The sequence below is a fragment of the Rhizobium sp. ZPR4 genome (genome assembly GCF_040215725.1).
Taxonomy (GTDB): Bacteria; Pseudomonadota; Alphaproteobacteria; order Rhizobiales; family Rhizobiaceae; genus Rhizobium; species Rhizobium rhizogenes_D.
In genome coordinates this window covers 1,103,324-1,117,505 of record NZ_CP157968.1, presented here as the reverse complement: position 1 = coordinate 1,117,505, position 14,182 = coordinate 1,103,324, and the positions used below count along the sequence as shown (strand labels likewise).

General features: G+C 60.4%; 14 protein-coding genes and 1 pseudogene. 2 read left to right on the top strand and 13 right to left on the bottom strand.

Translation table 11 applies throughout. The annotated features are described in order from the left end of the window. The first annotated feature begins 4 nt into the window (after positions 1-4). Positions 5-1,327, top strand: coding sequence for an FAD-binding oxidoreductase (locus ABOK31_RS24770; RefSeq protein WP_349959308.1), 1,323 nt, complete (start codon positions 5-7; stop codon positions 1,325-1,327). A 169-nt stretch (positions 1,328-1,496) separates the two neighbouring features. On the opposite strand, the gene ABOK31_RS24765 is transcribed toward ABOK31_RS24770, so the two are convergent. From ABOK31_RS24765 to ABOK31_RS24755, 3 genes are all read right to left on the bottom strand, one after another. After that, positions 1,497-2,642 (bottom strand): FAD-binding oxidoreductase, encoded by a 1,146-nt coding sequence (locus tag ABOK31_RS24765; RefSeq protein WP_349961290.1) that lies wholly within the window; start codon positions 2,640-2,642, stop codon positions 1,497-1,499. A gap of 51 nt (positions 2,643-2,693) precedes the next feature. After that, a complete protein-coding gene (locus ABOK31_RS24760) occupies positions 2,694-4,220 on the bottom strand; it encodes an amino acid ABC transporter permease/ATP-binding protein (RefSeq protein WP_349959306.1) in 1,527 nt (508 codons plus the stop codon). 69 nt (positions 4,221-4,289) lie between these two features. After that, positions 4,290-5,117 (bottom strand): ABC transporter substrate-binding protein, encoded by an 828-nt coding sequence (locus ABOK31_RS24755; RefSeq protein WP_349959304.1) that lies wholly within the window; start codon positions 5,115-5,117, stop codon positions 4,290-4,292. Between the two features lie 186 nt (positions 5,118-5,303). On the opposite strand from ABOK31_RS24755, the gene ABOK31_RS24750 reads away from it, so the two are divergent. Continuing rightward, entirely contained in the window at positions 5,304-6,383 is a 1,080-nt protein-coding gene (locus ABOK31_RS24750) for a LacI family DNA-binding transcriptional regulator (RefSeq protein WP_349959303.1), read from the top strand. 128 nt (positions 6,384-6,511) lie between these two features. On the opposite strand, the pseudogene ABOK31_RS24745 reads toward ABOK31_RS24750, so the two are convergent. The 10 genes and pseudogenes from ABOK31_RS24745 to ABOK31_RS24700 all read right to left on the bottom strand — a co-directional run. Continuing rightward, positions 6,512-6,670 (bottom strand): annotated as a pseudogene (locus ABOK31_RS24745) (bifunctional methylenetetrahydrofolate dehydrogenase/methenyltetrahydrofolate cyclohydrolase); the annotation flags it as partial. Positions 6,671-6,710: 40 nt separating this feature from the next. After that, a complete protein-coding gene (gene purU / locus ABOK31_RS24740) occupies positions 6,711-7,595 on the bottom strand; it encodes a formyltetrahydrofolate deformylase (protein WP_349961288.1) in 885 nt (294 codons plus the stop codon). A 38-nt stretch (positions 7,596-7,633) separates the two neighbouring features. Further along, positions 7,634-8,860 (bottom strand): FAD-dependent oxidoreductase, encoded by a 1,227-nt coding sequence (locus ABOK31_RS24735; RefSeq protein ID WP_349959300.1) that lies wholly within the window; start codon positions 8,858-8,860, stop codon positions 7,634-7,636. 30 nt (positions 8,861-8,890) lie between these two features. Next, a complete protein-coding gene (locus ABOK31_RS24730) occupies positions 8,891-9,178 on the bottom strand; it encodes a MurR/RpiR family transcriptional regulator (RefSeq protein ID WP_349959298.1) in 288 nt (95 codons plus the stop codon). Positions 9,179-9,272: 94 nt separating this feature from the next. Further along, complete coding sequence (gene iolG / locus ABOK31_RS24725; RefSeq protein ID WP_349959296.1) at positions 9,273-10,274, bottom strand: inositol 2-dehydrogenase; 1,002 nt, start codon at positions 10,272-10,274, stop codon at positions 9,273-9,275. 18 nt (positions 10,275-10,292) lie between these two features. Then, positions 10,293-11,117, bottom strand: coding sequence for a 3-methyl-2-oxobutanoate hydroxymethyltransferase (locus ABOK31_RS24720; RefSeq protein WP_349959294.1), 825 nt, complete (start codon positions 11,115-11,117; stop codon positions 10,293-10,295). Positions 11,118-11,121: 4 nt separating this feature from the next. Next, positions 11,122-11,901: a TIM barrel protein gene (locus ABOK31_RS24715; RefSeq protein WP_174182385.1), complete on the bottom strand. Its 780-nt coding sequence runs from the start codon at positions 11,899-11,901 to the stop codon at positions 11,122-11,124. 4 nt (positions 11,902-11,905) lie between these two features. Next, positions 11,906-12,217, bottom strand: coding sequence for a MocE family 2Fe-2S type ferredoxin (locus ABOK31_RS24710; RefSeq protein ID WP_174182384.1), 312 nt, complete (start codon positions 12,215-12,217; stop codon positions 11,906-11,908). Positions 12,218-12,259: 42 nt separating this feature from the next. Beyond that, on the bottom strand, positions 12,260-13,087 hold the full coding sequence (locus ABOK31_RS24705) for an ATP-binding cassette domain-containing protein (protein WP_349959290.1): 828 nt from the start codon (positions 13,085-13,087) through the stop codon (positions 12,260-12,262). An 8-nt stretch (positions 13,088-13,095) separates the two neighbouring features. Further along, a complete protein-coding gene (locus tag ABOK31_RS24700; protein WP_349961286.1) occupies positions 13,096-14,118 on the bottom strand; it encodes an ABC transporter permease in 1,023 nt (340 codons plus the stop codon). Positions 14,119-14,182: the final 64 nt, after the last annotated feature.

Below are 14,182 nucleotides of genomic sequence, written 5' to 3'. Positions count from 1 at the left end.
TGGGATGACGAAATTCTCGCCGTTCAAAACAACCCTGTGGTACGCCACCGCGGCACCCGCTCCCGAGACCGTGGAGCTGCTGGGCACGATCAAGGCAGATGTCTGCATTGTTGGCGGTGGCTATACGGGGCTGACCACCGCTCTTGAGCTTGCAAAGAGCGGCGTAAGCGTCGTGCTTCTCGAAAAGGAAGAAGTCGGCTTCGGCGGTTCCGGCCGCAACGCCGGGCACTGCACTCCGACCTTCACCCATTACAGCCTGCCGGAACTGCGCTCCATGCTGGGTGAGCCTTGGGCTGAACGATTGATTGCTCGACAGACGCGTGCCAACGACCAGGTCTCCAGCATGATCCGACAGTACCAGATCCAATGCGAATGGCAGCAGAACGGCTATGTCATGGGAGCGCTCTACCCCGGTCTGATGAAGACAATCGAGGAAAAGGTTCGTACCTACAATGCCGTCGGCGCCAAAACCCGGGCCATCGGCAAGGACGAGGTTGCCGCGATCACGGGCAGCCCGCGCTTCCACGGCGGCTGGCTGCATGAGGAGGCGGGGCATCTCAATCCCCTCGGCTATTCCCGCGGTCTCGCACGCGCGGTCCTGCAGGAAGGCGGCGTCATTCACACCAGCTCACCGGTGACGGGATGCGAGCGCGAGGCGGGCGGCTGGGCGGTCAGCACGCCGAAAGGGAAGGTCATTGCCGACAAGGTGATCTTCGCGACGGGCGCCTATACCGTCGGCGGCTGGCCGAAGCTGGATCAGACCTTCAAGATCCAGAGGGTCTTCGTCGCCGCTACCCAGCCGCTTTCCGACGACGAGCGGCTGTCGGTGCTGCCGCGCAACACCACCATCCATGATGGGCGTGGCGATATCTATGTCTACAAATACAATGCCGAAGGCCGGATCGTCGCCTCCATGTTCCCAATGGGACGGCGCGGCCGCGACATGGATTATACGCGACAGGTCATGAGCGACCGGCTCAAATGGCTGCATCCGCAGATCAAACAGGAGATCCGCTGGGAATATTTCTGGTTTGGCGAGCTGGACATGCAGTACCGCACCATTCCACGCCTCTACGACCTCGCACCAGGCGTCGTGGCGCTGACCGGCCTGTCCGGCCGCGGCGTGCCGACGGGCAGCATCCTCGGCGGCATCCTGTCGGAATGGGCCAGCGGCGTGCCGGAAAAGGATCTGTCGCTGAAGCTGGAGCCGCTTTCGGCGGCCCCCTTCTATATGAATTACGGTCCCAAACTTACGCTACGCTATTATCGTATTTCAGATTGGATCAAGACCAAACTGGCCGGCGCTCCCCTGCCGCCGCATGCCTGACCGCTGCCAACATCCTCGGTATCCGGAGAAGGCAAGGTTCAATGCCCGGGCCAGATTACGACATCCTCGATCATGTCGATCTGACGACCGGCCCGAACGCAAGCAAGCTGTGGGAGATTGGCCCTGAGGACGGACGCTCTTGAACGTGTCGGTTACCTTTCCGATCAAACTATCTGGCGAAGCGTTCCGGTCGGAAGGCGGCCAGAAGCGGATGACGCTTGCCAGTAGCGATCTCGTCGGCGAGCAGTTCGCCGGCGATCAGGCCAAGAGTGGCGCCGCTATGGCTGAATGCAACGAAATAGCCCGGGATCGTCTGCAATTCGCCGAAAACCGGCTCGCCGTCGCCAGGGATGGGCTTGGGACCGACGCCATAGTCGCCGATTTCGAGCTTCGGATTTCCTTCCAGCACCTTCGAGGCTTCCTGCAGCAACCCTTCGAGTGTCGAAGGCTTGATTTCGTAGCTACCATCGGCCTTTACGATGACCTCTTCTTCCGACCAGGCTGAATCCAGCGCAAAGGCACCCTCAGGGGTCGGGCGGATGGCAACGCGCGGCGTATTCAGCACGGCCTTCAGCGGATGCTTGATTGGTTTCGTCCGAACGAGAAGCGCGATCGGCGTATCGTCGCCGATGTGCGGGCCGGCTTCCGCAACGATTGCCGGCACCTCGCCGCCTGCCGCCAGCAAGACAGCATCGGCCGCCCAACGGGCGCCACTCGCAGTCGTGACGCCGCGGGCGCGACCATCCTCTACCTTGACAGCCACCCGGCCGACATCGGTGACGATTTCGCCGCCCAAAGACCGGAACTCCTCGGCCAGAACGCCGATCAGGGATGGCAGATCGACCCAGCCTTCGCCCGGATTGAAGATAGCACCCTGCCGCGTCACAGAACGAGGGTCGACGCCCGGCGTCGCTTTCGCAATCTCACCCGGCGTCAGCAATTGCGCGTGATAGCCAAGATCACGCTCGTAATCGAAGACGGCGGCAATGTCGTTATCGGCTTCGTCGGCATCCCAGGTCAGGCCGCCGTCAAAACGCAGCCATGCCGCATCAGGATATCTGGCGGAAAGTGTGCGATAGCGGTCGATGCCGGCCAGACGCAACCGATGATAGGCATCGGAGCGGCGCCTCGCAGAATTGAGCCAGGCGAGCGAGCGGCCCGATGCGCCATTTGCCAGCGGGCCGTCGTTGATCAACGTTGTCTGAACGCCAAGCCGCGCCAGATGAACGGCACAGGAAACCCCGAAGATACCGCCGCCGACAACAACGACTTTCGAAGGACGAGTGGGAGCATGCATGTTGGAAAACCTTGTCAGTAGGGAATGTTGTGATCGAAGGGCCGTCTTAATTCTCGCCGGCCCTGTTTGTCAGAGCACCTCGGCGAGGAAGCGTTTCAGCCGCTCGCTTTGTGGATTGTCGAAGATCTGTTGCGGTGGGCCGGCTTCAACGATGCGGCCTTCATCCATGAAGACGACCTGGTCGGCGACCCTGCGAGCAAACCCCATCTCGTGGGTAACGACCGCCATGGTCATGCCCTGGCGCCCGAGACTGGCCATCAGGTCGAGAACCCCCTTCACCAGCTCCGGATCGAGTGCGCTCGTGACCTCATCGAAGAGGACGACTTCCGGATCCATGGCAAGAGCGCGGGCGATGGCGACGCGCTGCTGCTGGCCGCCGGAAAGACCGGCGGGGCGGTGATCCTTGCGCCCGGCAAGCCCCACTTCCGCAAGGCGGGTCTCGGCAATCCGCCGCGCCTCGCCCTTCGGCATCCCCTTGATCTTCGTCAGCGACAGCATGACGTTTTCAAGCGCCGTGTGGTCCGGAAAAAGATTGAAATGCTGGAACACCATGCCGACGCGGCGACGCAGACTTTCCGGTTTCATGGACAGGATGCTTTCGCCATCGAGCTCGATGGCGCCGCGCTTCGGCTCCACCAGCCGGTTCAGACACCGCAGCAGCGTCGATTTGCCCGAGCCGGACGGCCCGATGATGCAGGTCACCGTGCCTCTCGCTATATCGAGATCGATGCCCTTCAATACTTCGAGATCGCCATAGGACATGCTGAGATCGCGGATTCTGACGGCGCCGCCCTTGAAGCGTGGCCCGGTATCCTTCGGCGTCTGCGTGTCTGAAGCAGCCTCCAGTTCGCCGACTTCAACAAGACCGCTCGTGGCGCCGGAACCGCGACCCTGACGCCCGAGACGCAGACGCGCGTCGATATAATTGACGAGATGCGTCAGCGGCACGGTGATCACCAGATAAAAGACGCCGGCAAGCAGCAGCGGCGAGAGGTTGCCTGTGACCACGGCTTGGTCCTGGCCGACGCGGAAGATCTCGCGTTCGGAGGCAAGCAGCCCCAGAAAATAGACAAGGCTCGAATCCTTGACGTTGCCGATGAACTGGTTGACGAGCGCCGGCAGGACGCGCCGCACTCCTTGCGGAATGACGATCAGCCGCATCCCCTGCCCATAACTCATGCTAAGCGCGCGGCAGGCCTCCATCTGACCGCGCTCGACACTTTGAATGCCCGATCGAAAGATCTCGCCGATATAGGCGCCTGCGATAAGGCTGAGCGCGATGATGCCGAGCGGAAAGGGCGATGGGCCGAAGATCTCGCGGCCGATGCGGGCAAAGCCCTGGCCGATGATGAGGATCGTCACGATCGCCGGCAGGCCGCGAAAAATATCGGTATAGATGCGGGCCGGCAGGCGCAGCCAACGGGACTGCGAAATGCCCATGACGGCGAGCACCATGCCGATGATGACGCCAAGCACGGTGGACGCCGCCGCCAGGATGAGAGTGTTCTTCAGTCCGACCGTAATCATACTCGGCAGGACTTCTGCCATCGCATCCCAATCCAGGAAGCTACGACGGAGGTTTTCAAGCCAATCCATTCAAATTCCCCATGAAATTCGCCAGGCAGCTAAATGCCGCCGCCCGGCAAACCGGACGGCGGCGCGGCCTTACTTCTTGGGAAGATATTGATCGGGCATCGGCGAGCCGGGGAACCACTTCTCATAGAGCGTCTTCCAGGTGCCGTCCTGCATGGCTTCGTGCAGCGCCTTGTTGAGCGCCAGACGGAAGGCGTCGTTGCCCTTGTGGACGACGAAGCCCGCCGGTGCATCGAAGGATGGGATATTCACCGCAATCTTCAATGCCGGATAGCGCTCGCCATATTGTTTGGCTGCTTCATAATCGAGGAAATGCGCGTCGACGGTGCCGTTGTTCAGCGCCGCGACGGCAGAATTGTTGTCCGGAAATTTGACAAGATCGGTGCCTGCGAAATTCTTCGCAGCGTAGATCTCCTGCAAGGTGCCCTGCACGACGCCGAGGCGTTTGCCCTTGAGGCCGGTTGCATCCTTGATCGAGGTATCCGATGTCAGAACCGAGAGATAGCCGGCGAGATAACCATCGGAGAAATCGACCGTTTTCTTACGTGCCTCGGTGGTTCCGATCGCGGCAACGGCGACGTCGAAGCGCTGGTTGGCGACCGACGGCAGCAGGGCCGAGAATTCCTGGCCGGTGAACGTCACCTTGTCCTTGGGAAAGCCCATGCGCGAAACGACATTCAGAAAGAGTTCGATATCGAAGCCGGTGAATTGGCCATCGGCCGTCGTGAAGGTGTAGGGCTTGGAATCTCCCATCGTACCGACGCTGATGACGCCCGGATCGATCAGATTGTAGGGATTATCGGCGGCGACCGCCGGGCCAACGCTTGCTGCGACGAGATAGGCCAGCGCGCCAGCGCGCAGAGGCGCGGCTATGGCCGAGAAAATACTGAATAATTTCATGTTCGTTCTCCGCTCTGAAGGATGCTCTTATCGGCATTCGTGCATGCGCGTCCGTATTCCCCGACCATATATCGGCAAGAGATTATCTGGACAAGAGACCGGTATCATGCAAAAAGAGACCGGTCTCAATGCTATTTGTTAACTTCAGATTGACCGTCCGTCAACAACTCTTGTAATCGTCATCCCATGGAAGAGCCCCTCACCTCGAAACGCTCCGTTACAGTCGCCGATGTTGCCAGGGCAGCGAATGTCTCGAAGGCCACCGCGGCTCGTGTGCTCGGCGGCTACGGCGTCGTCAGCGACAAGGTTCGCGAGCAGGTGCTTGCCGCTGCCGCGGCGCTCGAATACCGGCCAAACGAACTTGCCCGTAGTATGACGACAGGTAAATCCGGCATCATCGGGGTTGTGGTCGGCGATATCGAAAATGCCTTCTTCAGCCTTGCCGTCCGAGGAATCAGCGATGCCGCGCGCATGGCCGGCTTCAATGTGATCATTGCCAATTCCGGTGAAGAACTCGATACGGAAAAGTCAGCGGTCGACCTGCTCATCGGCAAGCGCGTCGATGGATTGATCGTGACGCCGGCGCGCTGCGACCAGATGGGGCATCTTCGGGACATACGTCGCGTTGGCGTGCCGCTCGTTCTGTTTGACAGAAGCATTCCGGAGCTGGGCGTCGATGCGGTGACCGGCGATGATTTTGACGCGGCCATGATCGCCACCCGCCATCTTCTCGATATGGGGCATCGGCGGATCGCCTATATATCGGCGATGGATGCCGAGAGCGAACTCCTTGGCGATAGCCGCAGCATTTCCAATTCCGCAGTGCGCGAACGCGTGGAAGGCGTGCTGAAGCAGCAGGCTGATGCCGGCATTGAGACGGCTCGATATTACGTGCGGCTTGGCGCAACCAATCAGCCCAGGACTGACGCTGTCGTCAAGAGCTTGCTGCAGGACATGGCGCCGCCGACCGCCCTCATCGCATCAGACAGTCTCGTCGGACTTAGGATCTTCAAGACCCTGCAGACACTGGGATTGTCCATACCGCGCGATATATCGATGATCTCTTTTCTGGATGCGGACTGGACGACCGTCACGACACCGCCGATTACCGTCGTCGACCAGCCTGTCTACGAGATGGGCAAGAAGGCGGCCGAGCGTCTGATCTCGCGGCTGAACGGCAAGGATCTGCCTGTCGAGCGAATTGCCATCAAAACGAGCCTGATCAAACGCGGATCGGTCGCCTCCCCATCCCGCAACGGTCAATAACGTCTCGCATCGTGAGTTACGGCGCGGATATGATTGCGATGACGCGCCATGCAATTGCTTACGCCATCATGGGCTGCGTCAATCGACTTCGTCACCCGGCGTAAGATCTTCTGCGTAGGAGCATTGCTCTAAAACCTCGGCGGCTTTCTGCTGGCTGAGCGATGGGCGGCGATGACGGTATTGGCCATCAGCATGGCGATCGTCATCGGACCAACACCGCCCGGAACCGGCGTGATGGCGGCCGCGACTTCGGAAGCTTCGCCATAGGCGACATCGCCCACCAGCCGCCGCTTGTTTCCCGTCGATCACTGTTGCGAGCGTCATCACTCACCCCATGCGCTCGGAGGCATAGGACCCCGGACTTGCCGGGAAGACGACGGTGCGGTTGCCGTTGAGGAAGGTGCGGAAATGGATATGCGCATGGATGGCGCGGGCCAGCACCTGGCTCTCCACATCGCGGCCGATCGAGACATAGTCCTCGGCCGACTGCGCATGCGTGATGCGCGCCGTGTCCTGCTCGATGATCGGACCCTCGTCGAGATCGGCCGTCACATAATGCGCCGTCGCCCCGATCAGCTTCACCCCGCGCTCATAGGCCTGCTTGTAGGGGTTCGCCCCCTTGAAGGACGGCAGGAAGGAATGGTGGATGTTGATGATGCGGCCCGACATCTTCTGGCACATGGAATCCGACAGGATCTGCATGTAGCGGGCGAGCACGATCAGCTCCGTGCCGGTCTGCTCGACCACATCCATGATCCTGGCTTCCGCCTCCGGCTTGTTGGCCTTGGTCACCGGAATATGGTGGAAGGGGATATCGTGGTTGACCACCACTTTCTGGTAGTCGAAATGGTTGGAGACGACGCCGACGATGTCGATCGGCAGGGCGCCGATCTTCCAGCGATAGAGCAGGTCGTTGAGGCAATGGCCGAAGCGCGAGACCATGAGCAGCACCTTCATGCGCTTCCTGGCATCGTGGAACTCTGACACCATGGCGAACTTCTCGGCGATCGGCTTGAAGCCTTCGACCAGGGCTGCCTCGCCGACACCTTCCTCGGAGATGAAGGAGACGCGCATGAAGAACATGCCGGTATCGAGATCGTCGAACTGGCTGGAATCGACGATGTTGCAGCCCTCACCGGCCAGATAGTTCGAGATCGCTGCAACAATCCCACGTGTCGATTGGCAGGATACGGTCAGGGTATATGAAGTCATCATTGTTGTCATTCTCTGCGTCAAGTTCGGATAAGTCGCTAGGCGGCGAGCAACTGCTTCAGTTTCATTTCCGGATTTGCGAGTGCCGTCGGATCGGGTCGTCTTCCGGCGGCAATCAACATTTCAGCCAGACGAATGTCGCGGGCGACCGAATTGCCCGGTCCGATACCGCTTGCGGCGAGGATTTTTCCACCTCCATCCAGGTGGAACAGGATGAACGCATCCTCAGAGAGGTTGCGCCTGATCATCGTCATCGCTCCGTCGGCAAGTCCTGTGACCTGGAGCGTCAGATCATACTGGTCCGACCAGAACCAGGGGACGGATAGCGGCGCCTCGGTCGCCCCCATCATACAAGCCGCTGCGCGAACCCCCTGCTCCTGTGCGTTGCGCCAGGATTCAAGGCGAAGCCGACGGTCACCGAAATGGACCGAGGGAAAGGAACAGCAATCACCGGCCGCGAAAATGTCGGGATCGCTGGTGCGCAAGTTGCTGTCCACCGAGATGCCGTTCTCGATCGCAAGACCTGCAACCGCGGCCAATTCAGCATTCGGAATGGCGCCGATCCCGACGACCAGAATATCGGCGGCGATCATATCAGCTCCGTCAAGAGCTATCGAAACACCTGCAACCGTCTCTGTGACGGAAAGGATTTTCACGCCACAGCGGATGTCTACCCCCTCAGCCGCGTGACGGTCTGCGATCCGCGCAGCGATCTCCGCCGGGACACCTCGCGACAGAATACGAGGCAGTCCTTCGAGCAGGATGACCGATGCACCAAGCGTTCTGGCACTGGCCGCGAGCTCGAGGCCGATGAAGCCGCCGCCGAAGATCGCGATGGACCGGCCGGATTTCAGGAATGGCCGCAGCGCCATGGCGTCTGAATGGGTTCTCAGTGAACGGATGTGGCCGTGCGTACTGACGGCATTTCCAAGCTCGCGCGGTCTCGCGCCGGTCGCCAGAAGCAGCTTGTCATAGCCAAGCGTGGTGCCATCGGAAAGCTCGACAATCTTTTGCAGGCGATCGATGGCAATTGCGGTTGTACCGATCCGAATTGCGATACCGAGCTCCTTGTAGCGGCCGACATCCGCGATCCATTTGGGCTCGGCACCCTGTAGAAGTCCCGCCTTGGACAAGGGCGGTCGTTCATAGGGCAGGAGTGCCTCACTGCCGACGAGCGTCACATCTCCCGCAAAACCGCGCTCACGCAAGGTCAGAGCGGCACGCGCACCGCACTCCCCTGCCCCAATGATAACGAAAGAAGTCATCGCAAAAGCCTTTGCTGCTATCCAAGTCGATTATTGGTTCGTCCGGGTGACGGAGATCAGGTGTTGACGAAAAGCGCCCTTCATCTCTTTGAAGCTCGAATATCCGCTTCGAGACGCAAGTCGGATGATGGTGGTTCGCGAAACGCCGCAGTTTCGCGCAACCGACTGCAGCGTTCCGAAGGCGATAATCTCCGGCTTGCTGAGAAGTAGCCGCATCGCTTGTTCCGGAAGGGCAGGAAAATCGATGTGCCGGTCGGCAATCAGCTGCTTCAGCTCCCGTATGCTCAGCGGTGTCTTCAAGTTCGAGGATGACAGCATTTCCGATCTCCCGGCATTGCGAAAGGAGGGATGGCGGCCGCTTTGGCGCGACCGTTTGGATTTGTCTTTCCGCCATAGAGGGACGCTGCGAGACTCAGCCGAGCAGGGTCGCAAGCGAGACGGGAGCACCGGTTTTGACCGAGAGGGTTGCCGCTTCCGCCATGGCCAGCGCGGCAACGCCATCAGCAAGCGTCACCGGCAAAACCTTGTTTCCATTGACCGCATCCACGAAAGCCGCCCATTCGGCCGCATAGGCCGGCATGTAGCGCTCCAGGAAGAAATAGTTCGGCTTGGCGCCGGTCACGCCTTGCGTTGTCGATTTCACGACGGTGTTTTCCAGCATGTTCTGTGCCTGCAGCAACCCTTCGGAGCCCAGCAGTTCGACCCGCTGGTCATAGCCATAGACGGCGCGACGGCTGTTCTTGATGACGGCAATGCGGCCATCGGCATAGGTAAGTGCCACCACAGCCGTATCGACGTCCCCTGCCTCTCCGATTGCCGGATCGACGATGGAAGAGCCGACTGCCGTCACCGTGACCGGCGCCGCGCCCATAATGAAATTCGCCATGTCGAAGTCGTGGATCATCATGTCTCGGAAGAGACCGCCCGAGACCTTAACATAAGCAACCGGCGGGGGAGCGGGATCGAAGGAAGTGATCGACAGCAACTCCGGCTTGCCGATCTCACCCGCATCGACAGCCTTCTTCAGCGTCGAAAAGTTCGGATCGAAACGGCGGTTGAAACCGATCATCACGGGACGGCCTGTGGCGGCAACGGTCTTCTGGCAGCTAAGCGCCCGCGCAAGGCTGAGATCGACGGGCTTTTCGCAAAGCACCGCCTTGCCAGCCGCCGTCGCCCTTTCGATGAGGTCGGAATGCGTGTCGGTGGAGGTGGCGATCAGCACGGCATCGATTGCGCTGTCACCGAGGATGGCGTCGGTGTCTCGCGCCTCGGCGCCGTACTGGCCGGCGATCTTTTCTGCTGCCACCGTGTTGATATCGGATACGGCAACCAGTGTGCTGCCCGGATGGCTGGAGATCGCGGTGGCGTGCACGCCGGCAATGCGGCCGGCACCAAGAAGGCCAACTTTAAGCATGGGATTTTCCTTTGTTGATCAGAGGCCGAGTTCGGCTTTGAAAGCGTTGAATTCCGTGTCGCCGATCGCGACATTGTGCTGCGGCTGCGGATAGGCGCCGGTGTTCACATCGGCGATGAACTCACGGAAGGCGGCAATACGCTCCTTCTGTAGCCTGTCGAATTCGGCGGCGAAGTTGCGATAGGTCTTGGCGTGGCGCGGCCGGTGGCCGTCAGTGTGGCCGAGCACGTCTTCAGCAAAGAGATACTGCGCATCCGCACCTGGCCCGGCGCCCATGCCCAGCATGATCATCGAGGTATTCCGGGAGATCAGCTCGCCGACGCGATCGGGCACGACCTCCAGCTCCGCGCCGAAGCAGCCGATTGCCTCGAGCCGCTTGACGTGCCGGAAGACGTCAAGCGCCTCCTGTGCCGTCTTGCCCACCGCTCGAAACCCTGTCCAGGTAATGTAGGAGGGAATCAACCCGACATGGGCGACGATCGGGACGTGGTTGTCGCAAAGCATTTTCTGGATATCCAGCGATGCCGCGCAGTAGAAGCAATCTCCCCCCATGGCGGAAAAATGAAAGGCGGCGCGCAGATAGTCCTCGGCGGTCGCAAGCGGCCGGCCCTCGAATTTGCCCCATCCGCCATAGGGAAGGCCGACCTGCACGAAGCAGCGCCCCGCCGCTGCGCGCATCTCCGGCGAGAAGAAACGACCTTCGATCGAAAGCATGTGGATACCCGCGGCGTCAGCGGCCGCAGCCTCCTCCGGCGTCGTGACATAGAGCATGGAAATCTTTTCGCCCCGCGCCTTCATGGCACGAATGTCGGCGACGGTCGGACGGGTATTCTTATGAACCATGGAACTATACCGTGAATGCGTTGCGGAAAGCTTCGAGAGCCGCTTCCGGATCGCCGGAGGCGAAGGCCTCCATGCCGACCGGTCCGGCATAGCCCATCGCCTTGAGAGCCTTGGCGATGCCATGCCAGTTCACCTCGCCGGTGCCGGGTTCGCAGCGGCCGGGAACATCGGCCACCTGAATTTCACCGATGAAGGGCAAGCACTTGCGGCAAAGTTCGATCAGGTTCCCCTCGCCGATCTGCGCATGATAAAGGTCAAGATTGAGCCGGAGCCGCGGATGGTCGATGCTCGACACCAGGGCAAGCGTATCTTCGGCACGGGCAAAGGGGACGCCAGGGTGGTCAACCGGCAGGTTCAGGTTTTCCAGCGTGAAGGTAACGCCTTTCTCCTCCGCCATGTCGACGACGCGGCGGAGCGTGTCGCGTGCCTTCAACCACATGGCGCCGGTCACGACCTCGATCGGCTGGACGGGAAGCCCGCCCTCACCAAGGCCCGTGCCATGCAGGTTGAGGCGCTGGACGCCGAGGCGCTTGCCGACCTCAGCCGTTTCGCGCGCGGTCCGCAGAAGCTCATCGGCCCCCTCGTCGTCCGTAAGGCGGCCGGTGAGATAGCCGTTCATGATGGTGAAGGCCGCCCCGGTCGCTTCTAGCTTGGCAAGATCATGCTGCGGCCAGTTCCAGAGGCCGACGCCGAACCCCATTTCCTTGAGGCGAGACGCGCGCCATTCGATGGGGCGGTCCCGCCAGATCATTTCGGCGCAAGCCGCCAATGCAAACTGTGTCATATCGTCAGATCTCTACGAAAATATCGCCGTTCTCGATGCGGACCGGCCAGGTCTTGAGGTTGATGCAGGCAGGCGCCCGGGTCGCCTCGCCGGTCTTGTAGTCGAAGTGCGCGTTGTGCTTCGGACATTCGATGATGCCGTCCATGACGAGGCCATCGGCAAGATGCACCCGTTCATGGGTACAGATGCCATCGATGCAGAAGAACTCGTCCTCGGGACTGCGGATCAGCAAAAAGGTGCGCCCGCCACTATCGAAACGGTAAAGGTCTTCGAGTTCGACATCCTCGGCTGCGCACGCGCGGGTCCAGGTCCCCATCATTTCATCCTTTTTGCATTTCGGTTCCTGAGGGTCAGCAGGCTAACCCGCCGCACCGGAAAGCTGCGGCGCATGACCGTCATGGGTCGTCATATAGCCATCGATCTGGGCTTCGAGTTCCGCCATCGTCTCGCCACCCGCCATGAGGTCGGTGATTTCCTCGCGCGTCTTCTCTCCCTTACGGAAATCGGCGGCGATCGCGCCGCGGATCAGCACCGCGAAATGATCGCCCACCGCCATGGCGTGCATGACCTGGTGGGTGATGAAGACGACCGCCAGGCCCCGGCGCTTGGCTTCGTTGACGATCCGGAGCACGTGGGTCGCCTGCTTCACGCCAAGCGCTGCAGTCGGTTCGTCGAGGATCAGCACCTTCGCGCCGAAATGGACGGCACGGGCAATGGCGAGCGACTGCCGCTCCCCGCCCGACAGCCCGCCGACCAGCCGGTCGCCATCGTCGATACGCGTGATGCCAAAGTCTCGGATGGCCTTGACCGCAATCTCGTTTGCTCGTCTGCGGTCAAAGATCTTGAATGGTCCCCAGCCCTTGGTCGGTTCGACACCGACGAAGAAACTGCGGCCGATGCTCATCAAGGGAAACGTGCCGCCGAACTGATGGACTGTCGCGATGCCGCGGCTGCTGGCGTCCCGCGGACCGGTGAATTCGATGGGTTTCCCGTCCATCTCGATTGTACCGGAGTTCGGACGATAGACGCCCGACAATGTCTTGATCAGCGTCGACTTGCCCGCACCATTGTCGCCGAGCAGGCAGAGTACCTCGCCAGGACGGATATCCAGGGAAATATCGGTGAGGACATCGATGGGACCGAAGGACTTGCAAATGTTTCTGAGTTTCAGAATGGGGGTAGACATGGCCGACCTCACTTCTTCTTCGGCGAATAGGAGAGCGCCATGCTGCGGAAGGTGTTGTTCATCAATACGGCAAGCAGAAGCATCACGCCGATAATGAGGCTCGACCAGTTGCGGTCGAACGATGTGAAGTAGATACCCTGATTGACGACGGCAAAGGTGATGGTGCCGAAAAAGATCCCGACGATGGAGCCGAAGCCGCCGGTCAACAATACGCCACCCACGACCACCGATATGATCGAGTTGAAGATGAAGGACATGCCAGCCGAGACCTGGGCGGAGTTGAACAAGATCGCCTGACACATCCCGACGAAAGAGGCACTGGTCGACGAGAGCACGAACAGGGCGATGGTCAGCTTTGTCGTTGGAATACCGGCGTTGCGGGCGCTGATCCTGTCGCCACCCATGGCGAAGATCCAGTTGCCATAGATCGAATAATGAACGACGTAGATGTAGAGTGCCGTCAGCGCCAGCCACCAGAAGATGATAACCTGGAACGTGTTGGCAACGAAGTGGCCAAAGAGGAACTTTGCCAGCTCCGGCGCCTTGATGGCGACACTCGTCGTGCCGGTAAGCAGCACCGAAAGGCCAAGCACCAGACCCGCCACGGCAAAAAGAGTTCCGAGGGTAACGATCAATGAGGGCACGTTGGTTCGCACGACAAGGATGCCGTTGATAAGGCCGACGATGACGCCAAAAGCGAGCGAAGCTGCAATACCGAGCCAGATCGGCAGATCATAATAGCCCGATATGATCGCAACCGTCATGGAACCGGCGGGGATCATCGAACCGATGGAAATATCAAGCTCACCGGCGATCATCAGCAGGCCAATCGGGAAGGCGACGATGCCGAGATTGGCCGCGACGTTCAGCCAGCTCGCAGCACCCGTCGGCTTCAGGAAATCGATGCTCCCGAAGACGAGGAAGAAGATGAAGACGCCGAAAAGGCCGAGAAAGGCGCCTGCTTCGGGCCGGCGGAACAGTCCGCCGATGGATATACCAGCGGCCCGTGCAGGAGGCAGCGTCTGCGCCATGGCGATCGGTTGAGTTGCGGTTTTCGAATTCATGATGATTCCCCTTCGCGGGCTGTGCCGTGTT

Excerpts from the sequence above, each read along its gene's own strand:
- ABOK31_RS24770 (WP_349959308.1), top strand. The coding sequence starts at position 5 with ATGACGAAATTCTCGCCGTTCAAAACAACCCTGTGGTACGCCACCGCG.
- ABOK31_RS24760 (WP_349959306.1), bottom strand. The coding sequence starts at position 4,220 with ATGGATTGGCTTGAAAACCTCCGTCGTAGCTTCCTGGATTGGGATGCG.
- ABOK31_RS24755 (WP_349959304.1), bottom strand. The coding sequence starts at position 5,117 with ATGAAATTATTCAGTATTTTCTCGGCCATAGCCGCGCCTCTGCGCGCT.
- ABOK31_RS24750 (WP_349959303.1), top strand. The coding sequence starts at position 5,304 with ATGGAAGAGCCCCTCACCTCGAAACGCTCCGTTACAGTCGCCGATGTT.
- purU (WP_349961288.1), bottom strand. The coding sequence starts at position 7,595 with ATGACTTCATATACCCTGACCGTATCCTGCCAATCGACACGTGGGATT.
- ABOK31_RS24735 (WP_349959300.1), bottom strand. The coding sequence starts at position 8,860 with ATGACTTCTTTCGTTATCATTGGGGCAGGGGAGTGCGGTGCGCGTGCC.
- ABOK31_RS24730 (WP_349959298.1), bottom strand. The coding sequence starts at position 9,178 with ATGCTGTCATCCTCGAACTTGAAGACACCGCTGAGCATACGGGAGCTG.
- iolG (WP_349959296.1), bottom strand. The coding sequence starts at position 10,274 with ATGCTTAAAGTTGGCCTTCTTGGTGCCGGCCGCATTGCCGGCGTGCAC.
- ABOK31_RS24720 (WP_349959294.1), bottom strand. The coding sequence starts at position 11,117 with ATGGTTCATAAGAATACCCGTCCGACCGTCGCCGACATTCGTGCCATG.
- ABOK31_RS24715 (WP_174182385.1), bottom strand. The coding sequence starts at position 11,901 with ATGACACAGTTTGCATTGGCGGCTTGCGCCGAAATGATCTGGCGGGAC.
- ABOK31_RS24710 (WP_174182384.1), bottom strand. The coding sequence starts at position 12,217 with ATGGGGACCTGGACCCGCGCGTGCGCAGCCGAGGATGTCGAACTCGAA.
- ABOK31_RS24705 (WP_349959290.1), bottom strand. The coding sequence starts at position 13,087 with ATGTCTACCCCCATTCTGAAACTCAGAAACATTTGCAAGTCCTTCGGT.
- ABOK31_RS24700 (WP_349961286.1), bottom strand. The coding sequence starts at position 14,118 with ATGGCGCAGACGCTGCCTCCTGCACGGGCCGCTGGTATATCCATCGGC.